The 11,870-nt window shown below is 59.7% G+C and carries 8 protein-coding genes and 2 pseudogenes; 6 read left to right on the plus strand and 4 right to left on the minus strand.

Features of this window, described 5'->3' with window-relative positions:
• The first annotated feature begins 18 nt into the window (after positions 1–18).
• Complete coding sequence (locus L5014_RS34865; RefSeq protein ID WP_238468432.1) at positions 19–3,099, plus strand: Tn3 family transposase; 3,081 nt, start codon at positions 19–21, stop codon at positions 3,097–3,099.
• A 108-nt stretch (positions 3,100–3,207) separates the two neighbouring features.
• On the opposite strand, the pseudogene L5014_RS34870 reads toward L5014_RS34865, so the two are convergent.
• Together L5014_RS34870 and L5014_RS34875 are read right to left on the minus strand one after the other, a co-directional pair.
• Positions 3,208–3,357: pseudogene (locus L5014_RS34870) on the minus strand (transglutaminase-like domain-containing protein); the annotation flags it as partial.
• 223 nt (positions 3,358–3,580) lie between these two features.
• Positions 3,581–3,820 carry a hypothetical protein gene (locus tag L5014_RS34875; RefSeq protein WP_238468433.1) on the minus strand — a complete coding sequence of 80 codons (240 nt, stop codon included), beginning with the start codon at positions 3,818–3,820 and terminating at the stop codon, positions 3,581–3,583.
• A gap of 546 nt (positions 3,821–4,366) precedes the next feature.
• On the opposite strand from L5014_RS34875, the gene L5014_RS34880 reads away from it, so the two are divergent.
• The 5 genes from L5014_RS34880 (at position 4,367) to L5014_RS34900 (ending at position 8,947) form a co-directional block, all read left to right on the plus strand.
• Positions 4,367–5,059, plus strand: coding sequence for a GntR family transcriptional regulator (locus L5014_RS34880; protein WP_238468434.1), 693 nt, complete (start codon positions 4,367–4,369; stop codon positions 5,057–5,059).
• Between the two features lie 151 nt (positions 5,060–5,210).
• Positions 5,211–6,146 (plus strand): TauD/TfdA dioxygenase family protein, encoded by a 936-nt coding sequence (locus L5014_RS34885; protein ID WP_238468435.1) that lies wholly within the window; start codon positions 5,211–5,213, stop codon positions 6,144–6,146.
• A gap of 171 nt (positions 6,147–6,317) precedes the next feature.
• Positions 6,318–6,845 (plus strand): 2,4'-dihydroxyacetophenone dioxygenase family protein, encoded by a 528-nt coding sequence (locus tag L5014_RS34890; RefSeq protein ID WP_238468436.1) that lies wholly within the window; start codon positions 6,318–6,320, stop codon positions 6,843–6,845.
• Positions 6,846–6,902: 57 nt separating this feature from the next.
• Positions 6,903–8,213 (plus strand): MFS transporter, encoded by a 1,311-nt coding sequence (locus tag L5014_RS34895; protein ID WP_238468437.1) that lies wholly within the window; start codon positions 6,903–6,905, stop codon positions 8,211–8,213.
• Between the two features lie 5 nt (positions 8,214–8,218).
• The gene (locus L5014_RS34900; protein ID WP_238468438.1) at positions 8,219–8,947 is read left to right on the plus strand and encodes an SDR family NAD(P)-dependent oxidoreductase; all 729 of its coding nucleotides are present in this window, start codon (positions 8,219–8,221) and stop codon (positions 8,945–8,947) included.
• A gap of 136 nt (positions 8,948–9,083) precedes the next feature.
• On the opposite strand, the gene L5014_RS34905 is transcribed toward L5014_RS34900, so the two are convergent.
• On the minus strand, positions 9,084–10,400 hold the full coding sequence (locus L5014_RS34905; protein WP_238468439.1) for an IS701 family transposase: 1,317 nt from the start codon (positions 10,398–10,400) through the stop codon (positions 9,084–9,086).
• A 354-nt stretch (positions 10,401–10,754) separates the two neighbouring features.
• Positions 10,755–11,312 (minus strand): annotated as a pseudogene (locus L5014_RS34910) (transposase); the annotation flags it as partial.
• Positions 11,313–11,870: the final 558 nt, after the last annotated feature.

An 11,870-nucleotide genomic window follows, 5' to 3' on the forward strand; every position in this document is an offset into this window, starting at 1 on the left:
TCAGGAACACAAAACCTCATGACCGCCTCGCACCGCCTCTCGATCCTTACCCGCGCCGAAATCGATGAACTGTATGCGTTACCGCGCTTTTCCGACGAAGACCGGCATACGTACTTCGAGCTCGGCAACGCCGAGCAGCAGCTCGTGCGTGCGCGCACGCTCCCGGTCGCGCTTCATCTTGTCCTGCAACTCGGTTACTTCAAGGCCAGATTCCAGTTCTTTACCTGCGATCCACCGGCCATAGCCGATGATCTGCGCTACATCCTCGCGCGGCATTTCCCCGACGCGGACCGGACCAGCGTGGCAATACCATCGGCACCCACGCGCCGCGCGTTACAGCAAAGCATCCTCGATCTGTTCGGTTTCAGGATGTGCGAGAGCACCGCGAAGGCAGATCTTGAAAAGCGGGCGCAGCGCCTCGCGAGGCTTTCGACGCAACCCGGTTTCATACTGCGCGAATGCCTGCAGTATCTGAAGCACGAACGCATCGTCGCACCGGCCTACTCGTATCTGCAGGACATGACCGGCCGGGTGGTCGCCGCGGAGCGCCAGCGCGTCTCGGCGCTACTCGAACGCGCCCTCACAAGATCCATCGCGCAGCAGCTCGACGCGATGCTCGAGGCCGACGACTCGATGTATCAGGTCACGCTTCTGAAGCATGAACCGAAGGACTTCAGCTACAGCGAACTGAAACAGGAATCCGGACGTCGAACCTTCTTCGCACCGCTCTACGTCTTCGCGAGTCGATTTCTCGACACGGCCGGGATCTCTGCAGACAGCATCCGCTACTACGCTTCGCTCGTCACGTTCTACACGGTCTACAAGCTGCGCCGCATGAATTCCGGCGTCGCGCGTCTGTACCTGCTGTGCTTCGCTTTCCACCGTTTCCGTCAGGTCAACGACCGCCTGATCGAGGCCTTCATCCGTCTCGTCAACGACTACGAGCAGACTGCCAGGCAGGCGGCCAGCGAGGCAGCGCAAAACGCGCTCACCGAAGCAGGCACGCACCTGAAGGCCGCAGGCGAAGTCCTGCATCTGTTTGTCGACGGGTCGATCCCGTACTACACGCCCTTCGCCAGTGTGCGCACGAGCGCTTTCGCGATGCTCGCTCCCGAACTCATCGAGACCGTCTCGCAGTACATGCGCAACATCACCTTCGACAAGGCAGGCTTTGAGTGGTCGCACTATACGGCGCTCTCACATGCGATCAAACGCAATCTGCGGCATCTGTTTGCCGGGCTGACCGTAGCCGGCCGCGTCGAAGACACACCACTGCTCGACGCGGTCTCCTTCCTGCAGGCGTGCCTGCGAAGCGGCACGCCGCTTCGGCAGCGCGACCCGTCGTCCTTTCCGACAGCGTTCATACCGAAAGCGCTGAAGTCTCATCTCTACCGCCCCGGACCCGGCAAGGCGAAGCAACTCGACATCGACCGCTACGAATTTCTCGTCTACCGGCTGGTACGCAACGCCCTTGAAGCAGGCGACGTCTTCTGCCACGACAGCAACGAGTTTCGTCGCCTCGAAGACGACCTGATCAGCGATGCGCGCTGGCAGCACAAGGACGCCATTCTCGGAGAGCTCAACCTGCCGGTCCTGTTCGCGCCCGTCGAGCAGACGCTTGCCGGGCTGCACGATGAAATCGAATGCCTCCTCGAGCGCGTGAACCACCACATCGACGAAGGCGACGATCCCTGCATCAAGGTGCGGCACCGGGGCGGCAAGCCGCACCTGAACCTGGTCTATCCGGACCCCGACGAAAACATCAATCACGCCTTCTATGGCCAGATTCCCAGCATCGACGTTGCGCGGCTGCTCTGGTTTGTCACCAGTCGCACCGGCTTTCTCAAGGCATTCGCGCATGTGCTTGACCGGTATGTCAGGCACGAGGCCGATCCACGCGAGCTCCTCGCCTGCATCATCGCGATGGGCACCAACATGGGGCTGCGCAAGATGGCCGAAATCTCGGGGCTGGGCTACGCTTCGCTTGTGAGTTGCGCCCGCAACTATCTGCGCGTTGAAACGGTGCACTCGGCTAATGACGCGATCAGCAATGCGACTGCGGAGCTGCCTGCCTTTCACCTCTTCAACATCGGCGACCAGATCCATTCAAGCAGTGATGGCCAGCGCTTCGAGACCCAGTTCGATACCTTCCAGGCTCGCCATTCGCCAAAATACTTCGGCCTCGACAAGGGTATCAGCGCCAACACTGCCGTCGCCAACCACGTGCCGTTCAACCTGACCGTCTTCGGCGCTCACGAACACGAGAGCCATTACGTGTTCGATCTGCTCTACAACAACACCTCCGACATCCGCCCGCAGCTGCATTCCACCGACACCCACGGTACCAATCAGGTGAACTACTGGACCCTGTATGCATTCGGCTATCAGTTCGCGCCGCGCTATCGCGACTTCCACAAGAAACTTTCCGGCCTCGTTGGCCGTCATGCACCGGGTCACTACGGCAAGTGGCTCGTCAAACCCTCGCGCAAATCCAATGACGAACTGATCATCCGCGAATGGCCCGCCGTCCAGCGGATCATGGCCTCGCTTGGGCAGAAGCAGGTTTCGCAGGCCACCATCGTGCGCAAGCTTGCGAGCTACAAGCGCCAGAACCAGACGAAAAAGGCGCTCTGGGAGCTCGACAACCTCTGCCGTACACGCCACATCCTGCAGTTCATCAACGATGTCGGCCTGCGCCAGTCGATACAGAAGGCCCTCAACCGGGGCGAAGCGTATCACCGGCTGCGCCGCGCCGTCGCCTTCGTCAACGGCGGCAAGCTGCGCGTGCACACCGAGGCCGAGCAGCAACTGTGGAACGAGTGCGCGCGCCTCATCGCCAACGCCATCATCCATTACAACACCGCGCTGCTCTCGCGGGTTCACGAGCACAAGCGTGCCATGGGCGACCAGGCCGCGATGGCGTTCATCGCCAGCATGTCGCCGGTCGCCTGGCGGCACGTCAACCTCTTTGGCGCCATGGATTTCGGTGCCGCGACCACGCCCGTCGATATCGATGCACTCGCTTCCCGTTACGCCGATCCCGAGTACTGGGCCCGCATGCTGCAGGCGGCAGCCGAAGAGGACGACGCGCAAGGCTGATATCCCGCCTTCAGGATGCCCGGGCCGCCATCCCGCAGTCCCTGGAAGCCTTGCCAGGAACGGGTTTGAGGGGGATTTTCAGATTTCGGGGGATGGGCAGAAATAGCCATACTGCCTTATCGGCACCGGCGGATCGGTTACGAGCAGATCCGCCACGACGATATCCTTCGCATGCGAGAAATGCGTGTTCAGCATCAGCATCATCGGCGTAGGCTGTGGGCACTCGTACGACAGTTCGTATCCGACGCGAAGTTTCATGGATCCTCCCTGATTCGCTGATTGCGGGTGGCGTTGGGCCCGGTATTCCGAAGATGCATTGCCGGGCATAGCAACAAAAGATGTTTCCCACTACAGGGCTCATGCATTCCGCTCAGGAACGAGCAGCCGATTATTTTTTGCACGAGAGCATACCGCCGAACTTGGCTAGGAGCCGTCCCCTATGCGATCACTGGGTGTATTGCGTCGGGAAACAAACATGGAATCAGTCGACGGGGCCGAGTAACACGTCGATAGCAGCTTTGCCGGCGATTTCGGCTACCAGATAGGCCCATCGCTCAGTAAAAGGGCCGTTGCGCAACCAGATGCGGCCTCCCCGCGCGCCGAGCACTTCGAGGTTTGTGGCGCCCTTTATCTGAAAGGTCACGTCAAAGGTGTCCTCATCAGCAGCCGGAGTCAATTCGACCTGAATCTCGAAGCCGCGGTACGCGATCGTTCGTTGCATGAAAGCCTCCCTTTCGTCTTCGGAGACTAGCATGAGTCAACATCGGACGGCCTACGCAACTATTGGGCTAGGTAGTCACGCATGCGCCACCACGTGATAGTCAAAATTCTACGTACCGGAACGTTCAGGACCGCAACTACCAATTTGGTGAATGCGCCCCGATTGACAGCGATCCAGGCGCCGTTGTCGATCGACCGTTCTTGGCTGATATGGAAAACTAGACGCTCGCCGATGATTGCGCGCCACTACTCTGGAAGCCAACTATGGAAGTCGACCCGCTGCGGTCAGTCGCCCGCGTGGAGCGAGCGGCAGCTACCGGCATGATATTTGTCAGTCGCAGAGCCAGGTTCTCGTTCGCTCATGGGGTGGCAAAACATGCGGCATGGGCTCATTGGCGATCAGGATGGTTATCTGCCTGCGGGCGATGAGGCGTTGTGCGTAACACATATAGAGGTCCGCGCTAAGGTAAGCTATGAGCTTGACGCATCTTGCGAAACATTCTACCGCTTGCTTTAGGAGCATTGCGCCGTGGTGCACCTTACGGACATGAACGAAACGACAGACATCGCCGAAACGGGGCTGCGATCGAGCACCACGCTGAATCAGGAAGCGTACCGGCGGCTGGAGGAAATGATCGTCACTCTGGAACTCGCGCCCGGCTCGCTCGTATCCGAGTCGATCCTGAGTCGTCAACTTGGCATCGGCACTACGCCGATTCGCGAAGCCCTACAGCGGCTGGCGCGGGAATACCTTGTGGACATCATCCCGCGGCGTGGCGTTGTCGTAACCACCATTGATGTTCGCCGACAATTCGAGGTCCTGGAAACCCGGCGTGAACTCGACAGGCTGCTGAGTTCCGCTGCGGCACGCCGCTCGAGTGCAATAGAGCGCAGATGGTTCGCCGAGAATCTCGAACACACCAGAAGGGCGATCGCCGCGAACGACGTGCGCGAATTCCTGCGCCTTGATGCCGAGCTCAACCAGTTGCTTTCGAAAGCGGCCCGCAACGCTACCGCTGCAGCCTTGGCGTCGACGTTGCATACGGTATCGCGTCGTTTCTGGTTTTATCATCACGACCCCCAAACCGCTCTCCTCCAGATTGGCCCACTGCACGCGGATCTTGTAGCGGCAATGGCATTGGGCGACCCTGCCCTCGCGAGTACCGCATCGAACCGGCTCATCGACTATCTGGTCGAGTTCGCACACGCGACGCTGCCGCAGCACTTGGGCCGCGAGTAATTCAAGCGTTTTTCACGTAGCTTATGCTGCACCGCAATTGAGGGTTTACTCTCGATTGTCGGTGACAGGATTGTGGTCTTAACATGCCCCTAACGCTGGCATGCCAGCCACATGCCAGCGGAATTCCAGATGAAGCCACTTGGAGAAGACGATGGACGCTGCAACTAAGAACTATGCAATTTCGCCCTTGGCAGACACGCTCGGCGCTGAAGTAACAGGACTGGATGTCTCGAAGCCGGTGAGCCAGGAAATCATCAGTGAAATGAAGCGCGCAATCGCGAAGTACGGCGTACTTTGCTTTCGCGACCAGACACTCACCGAGGCAGAGCAAATCGAATTCTCGAAGCTCTGGGGCCCACTGGAAGACTTTCCAGAGGAAGACAAGACCGTGGCGGCCCCCACCGTCTACCACGTTGCGAACGTCTCGGCGGATGGACAGAACTTGCCTGAAACCGATTTTCGCGTGATTTACCAGAAGGTTAATGCTCGCTGGCATACCGATAGTTCCTACCGGTATGTCCCGGCATACGTATCGCTGCTTTATGGCATTGAAGTCATGCCGAAAGGCGCGCCGGGCGGGCGCACCGGCTTCTCCAACATGATCGCGGCCTATGCTGCGCTGCCCGAGGCGCTCCGGGACGAGATCGAACCGCTTCACATGGTTCACACATACGAATTCGGCCGGCGCCTGTTCCCGGAGCTGCCGCCGGTTTCAAAACACGAGAAGGAGAGCGTGCCCCCGGTAAGCCAGCCGCTGGTGCGCGTCCATCCAGAGCGCGGCAACGAGCGCTCACTGTATTTCACGGCGAACGCCGGAAACGAGATCAGTGGCTTGACGCTGGAAGAAGGCCAGGCGCTGCACAGGAAACTCGTCGAACACGTTTCGCAGCCGCAGTTCACTTACTTCCATGAGTGGAGGAAAGGCGATCTGGTCGTGTGGGATAACCGGACGATGCTGCATAAAGCGGAAGCCTATGACATGAGCAAGTATCGTCGCGTGTTTCGTCGCACCACCGTCGCGGGCGACGGTCCGGTCCTGGGGCCCTGTTCGCGGGCCGTGGTCGGCAATAAGCGTGTAGCGACGTAACCACTTCAAAGCGTCGCGCGCAGTGATGACGCGTGGCCCGCGCTGCTTGCATGTGTGCTCGTGCTGCATGCGACGACGACCATTACCGATTCCCTTCAGCCGGCGCAGCGGCTTCCCAACCCACGCATGCGCCAGCGCCGATGTTACACAAGAGTGAAAAGGAGCCAACGAATGGCTGCAGCCAAACCTTCGGCGGATGCAATGACGCCGTATCAACTGCCCTTTCCCAAGGAAGCGGCGAAGGAGATCGTCGTTGGCTCGGCGATTCCTCAGGACGAGTGCCTCTGGGTTCCTCAGGCGGAGAATGTCTGGTTCCGGCCGCTCTGCCTGAACGTATCGACCGGTTACTGGATGAATCTGCTGCGCGTACGCAAGTCGGGCGTATTGAGCCGCCACCGGCACCCGCAAGCCGTCCACGGTATGGTCCTTAAGGGGCGCTGGCGCTACCTCGAGCATGAATGGGAAGCGACCGAGGGCAGCTATGTATTCGAGCCGCCCGGGGAGACCCATACGCTCTACGTCCCGGAGGATGTGGAAGAAATGATCACCTACTTCCAGGTCAACGGCGTGATGTTCTACTGCGACCCGTACGGCAACTACACCGGCTATGAAGACGTCTTCACCAAGGTCGACATGTGCCGCAAACACTTTACAGCGGTGGGTCTGGGCGAAGACTACGTCGATCAGTTCGTCCGATAACACAGGACAACACCGACCGAACCCAAAGGCACAAATAAAGCATCGGAGGAGACAACCATGCTTAAGAAAACATCCCGCCTCAAACATATTCAGGTGGTCGCAATCACGTTTTTGACACTGGCTGGCACCGTCAACTATCTGGACAGAAGCACCCTCTCGATCGCGAACCACTCCGTGAGTCACGAGCTTGGCCTTTCTGCGTCGCAGATGGGTTTGCTGCTGTCGGCGTTCTCGTTCGCCTATGCGTTCTCGCAACTACCCATTGGCATGCTGCTAGATCGCTTCGGCGCGCGCGTGATGCTGGGCCTCGGCATGTTTGTCTGGTCGAGCGCGCAGTTGTGCGGCGGTCTTGTTTCGAGCCTGCCGCAATTCCTCGTGGCTCGGGTGGCGCTGGGGTTGGGCGAGGCGCCGAACTTCCCTGCGGGCGCCAAAGTCGTCAGCGAATGGTTCGCGGTACACGAACGCGGGCGGCCAACGGGCATCTTCATCACCTCCTCGACCATTGCACCGGCCATTGCCCCACCCCTGCTCACCGTCATCATGCTGGTCTTCGGCTGGCGGACGATGTTCGTCGTGATGGGCCTGCTGGGCATCGCCGTATCGATCGGCTGGTACCTCGTCTATCGGGATCGACGAAAGGTCCCGCTGGAGCACGAAGAAGTGGCTTTTCTTGGCGCGGGCGAGCCGGAGCAGCGCGCCGAACGCCGTATGACGATGCGCGAGTGGCGCAACCTGTTCACCAAGACAACCACGTGGGGCATGATCTTCGGCAATATGGGCGTGATCTATATGGTGTGGCTGTATCTCACCTGGCTGCCCGCGTATCTTGAGCATGAACGGCATATTTCCATCGCGAACACCGGCTGGCTCGTCGCCATTCCCTACCTGTTTGGCACGCTTGGCATGCTTTCAAGCGGCTTCGTGTCCGATGGTCTGATGGCCCGCGGAGTGCCACCCATGACCAGTAGCAAGTGGCCGATCTGCGTAGGTCTCGTCGGCGCCGCGGCGTTCACTGTGCCCGCCGCTTTCACGCCGAATCTGACGCTCGCGATGATCTACCTGTGCGCCGCGATGTACTTCGTCAATCTGGCAAGCGGCGCGTGCTGGACGCTGGCCACGTTCGCGGTGCCACGTCACATGGTGGCCTCACTCGCCAGTATCCAGAATTTCGGCGGCTATTTTGGCGGATCGTTTGCGCCATTCGTGACCGGCATCGTTGTGGACCGGACACACTCTTTCGTCAACGCTTTCCTTATTAGTGCGATGGTCTCTTTCGCCGCGGCGCTGGTTTATATGTTTATCGTAAGAGCCAGGATTGAGGATAGCGAACCCGCTGTCTCGACCATCCCCGTTTCCGACTTCTCCTGACCAATATGACCTTCCAAACAGACCTTTTCAAAGGCAAGACCGCCGTCGTGACGGGCGGTACGCAGGGCATCGGCGCCGGCATTGCGCAATGCTTCGCGCGGCTCGGAGCGCGTGTGATCTCCGGAGGCGTCGCTCCAACCGAAGCCCAGCGCGAGGCGCTCGGCGCCGGTATCGAGATCGTCGAACTGGACGTTAGTGATGACGCAAGCGTCGCGTCGCTCGTCGAGACAGCCGGATCGATTGACATGCTCGTCAATTGCGCCGGCATGATCCTGCGCGGTGACGAGCATCGCATTGATGTCTTCGAGCGCGTGATCGCCGTGAACCTCAGTGGCACGATGCGCGTCTGCGCGGCGGCGCGCGAGCGACTCAAAGCAAGCGGTGGAGCGATCGTCAACACAGCTTCCATGCTGAGTTTTTTTGGCGGCGGACTAGTACCCGCGTACAGCGCGAGCAAGGGCGGTGTCGTCCAACTGACGAAGTCGCTTGCGATCGCCTACGCGGGCGACGGTATCCGCGTGAATGCGGTGGCTCCCGGCTGGATTGCGACTCCATTGACCGAGGCGTTGCAGAAAGATGAGGGCCGTTCGCAAGCGATCCTCGATCGCACGCCGATGAAGCGCTGGGGCCAGCCAAACGATATCGCGCAAGTCGTCGCATTCCTGTGCGCGCCGGCGGCGTCCTTCATGACGGGCGCCGTCGTACCGGTTGACGGCGGATATCTGGCAGCATAGCGCTGATCCCTTTTCCGGCACCGCGCCCTAGTACGACTGTGTCACAAAATTAGTTGCATGCTCTATTGTTGTACAGGAAGAGTGCCATCGTTGCATGAGCCTTTGTCCAAGCAGGATGCGCAACGTAGTAATGGAATCAGGAACGTGGCGCTGAGCGCGCTGGACTGCCCCGGGGGATGTAATCCGGGGGAAGGGCAGGCAGCGCGCGTTCAAGGAAGTTTTTTTTACCACGTCCCTCTGATTGTATTTTGAGTCGCTGAGCCATCAGAAACCCATACGCAGCGATACTCAGTGTGGCGTGATGGTGAAATCCACGCCAGCCGCGCCCTTCATAATGACCGAGCCCGAACTCCTGCTTCAGGTCCTGATAGTCGCGCTCGATGCGCCAGCGCATTTTGGTCACGAACACAAGCTGCTCGAGGGTCGCCTCCGCGGGCGCAGTAGTGAGAAAATATTTAAGCGGCTCCGTATCGCCATCAGGCCATTCAATAAGCAGCCATTCTTCGTCGCGAACGGTGCTTCGCCAATAGTCGCGATGTGCGGGACGAACCCGTACGGCGGCAAAGCGCGAGGAAAGTGCTGCGTTGGTGCCTTCCCGCCAGGTTACGGGTTGCCAGGCGTTCATGGGTAATTGCATGGCCAGTTCCTTCACCACGAGCGGTTTATGGCCGGGCGCACGGCGCAACAATTTCGGTGGCTGACCGCGCCCACTCCAGGGTTTGGGCGGCAGCGGCGCCGTACCAGGCGCCCACACAGAGGTCCCCGGCCGGATCCCTACTGCATACAACAAACCCAGTTCAGTTACGCTTTCCCGGAAAGCGGTTTCGTCGCCGTACCCGGCATCGGCAAGCACAATGCCCGGTGCAACACCGGATGCCATAGCCTCGCGAAGTTGGGCCAGCGCAATCTGTGGCTTGGTCTCGAAGGTGAGATCGTCAGGAATGCCCGCGCGACGCGCTCGTTCCCGGTCGTCAATCCATTCCTTGGGGACATACAGCGGCCATGCAATCGGCAGGCTGCCGCGTTGCGTCGCGATCGACAGGCTCACGGCGATCTGGCAGTTATCCTGTTTCCCCAGTTGCCCACAGTATTGCCGCGCTACGCCGACCGAATGCTTGCCTTTCTTCGGGAAGCCCGTGTCGTCAATAATCCAGTAATAGCCAGCCTCTTCGGCAGCCTGCAGGCCCAACGCAGGCATCACCCATTCGCGTACCCGCTGCAGAACCGCCCGGTCAGACCATTCTGCCTTGGCCACAAAATGGTGGAGTGACTGGTGTTTCGCACTCGCGTGAAGCGGGTCAATATGCGCAGCCATCGGCTCGACGCTCTTGCGTGACAACGGCAATACCAGGCCCGAACAGTAACCCTTGAGGCCGGCATGGCGATCGGCGTGCCCCAACGCCTGCGCCAGATGATTCAGATACGCGTCAAATTCGTCGACATCTTCTCTCATCGCGATCGCCCGAAGTATGTATTATTCAATACTACGTGCGACACGTGTCGCCGTCCGCCGGACGTAAAACGGCGATGTGGTTGACGGCAAAGCCTTATCTTGCCTTGTCACATTCGGGATCTGTCGAAATGTGACCTGTTGTACGACCAACAGTTGCCTATCCGGACGTGCGTGATTGGTAACGATCGGGTGCGAAGCTTCGGAGACAACGTACCCTTCAGTAGACGGTTCACCGTGGCGACACGGCAGGAATCGACACTGCCAGCAGCCGTGCGGTGTGGGGGCAAGGCAAGTTCCGCAAGCGTAACGAGATAAGGTCAAGTCTGGTGTATGGGCCATTGATAGCGGGCGACGTCAAGCGGCGAGTTTCTGCTGACCCGGTTGATCGTCTTGCACCGGCTCGCCGTCCTGGAAGGCAATGCCCTCCAGCAACAGCTGGATTTGTTCGGGGCCATTAATCCGGCGCCAGGTTTTCTCGGCTTCCTCGATCAGCTTGAATGCCAGACCGAGGAATGTCGGTCGCGACACGCAGTTGCGCGTACGCGTAGTACGGTGGCGCACCGTCGCGAACGTCGACTCGATCGCGTTTGTTGTGCGCAGGTGCTGCCAGTGTTCGGCCGGGAAGTCGTAGAAAGCCAGCAGGTTCTCCCGATCCTTCTTCAACGTTTCCGTGGCCTTCGGATATTTCGCCGCGTAGACCGTCACGAAACGATCAAACGCCGCATACGCGTCGGCTCGCGTGGCGGCCATCCAGATGGCCTGCAGATCTGCTTTGGCTTTGCCCTGCTGTGACTTCGGCAGCGCGTTCAGGACGTTGCCCATCTTGTGGAACCAGCAGCGCTGGCCGCGCGTCGTGGGAAACACTTCTTCCAACGCGGCCCAGAAGCCCATCGCGCCATCGCCGATTGCCAGGTGTGAACGGCGGTGGGGATGCGACAAAAGATGGCGGCGTCGTGGTTTTACAGAAAGAAATGCGTCTCGTTTAACTCCTGAGTTACTGGCAATGCAGGCAGGCGTATCTACGTCGTGCGTGTATGCGGGAGCCCGTAGGGCGAGCGCATACACGCACGACGCGTGACGGCGAATCCGGAATGAGGTAGAAGAACGGCGTTGAGAACACAGCGCCGAAAAAAACAGGCCCGACACCTCAAACTGCCAGGTTCGAGCGGTGCCGGGCCCCACACAACTCACCGTACAGGTACGGTGCCGCGCCAGTATGGCACGGCCTGCCGTTACCGTCGATAGTGAGTGCGTTCGGCGTATACGGGGGCGCCGATGCTGGACTCAGGCCGTTTGTTCCTGTGCGCCCGGTGCCGGGCGCAGGTGGTCGTATGCAGAACTTGCGATTGCGGTGGGTACGCGCAAGAGAAAAACAATGGACATCAGCCGGAGCCTTGAAAATACTGGGATCTGCAGTCAGCAGGATGTCCATTTGGTGAACCGATAAAGTGGACAGAACGACCGTCGGAG

The organism is Paraburkholderia tagetis (assembly GCF_022213065.1).
GTDB classification, from domain to species: Bacteria; Pseudomonadota; Gammaproteobacteria; order Burkholderiales; family Burkholderiaceae; genus Paraburkholderia; species Paraburkholderia tagetis.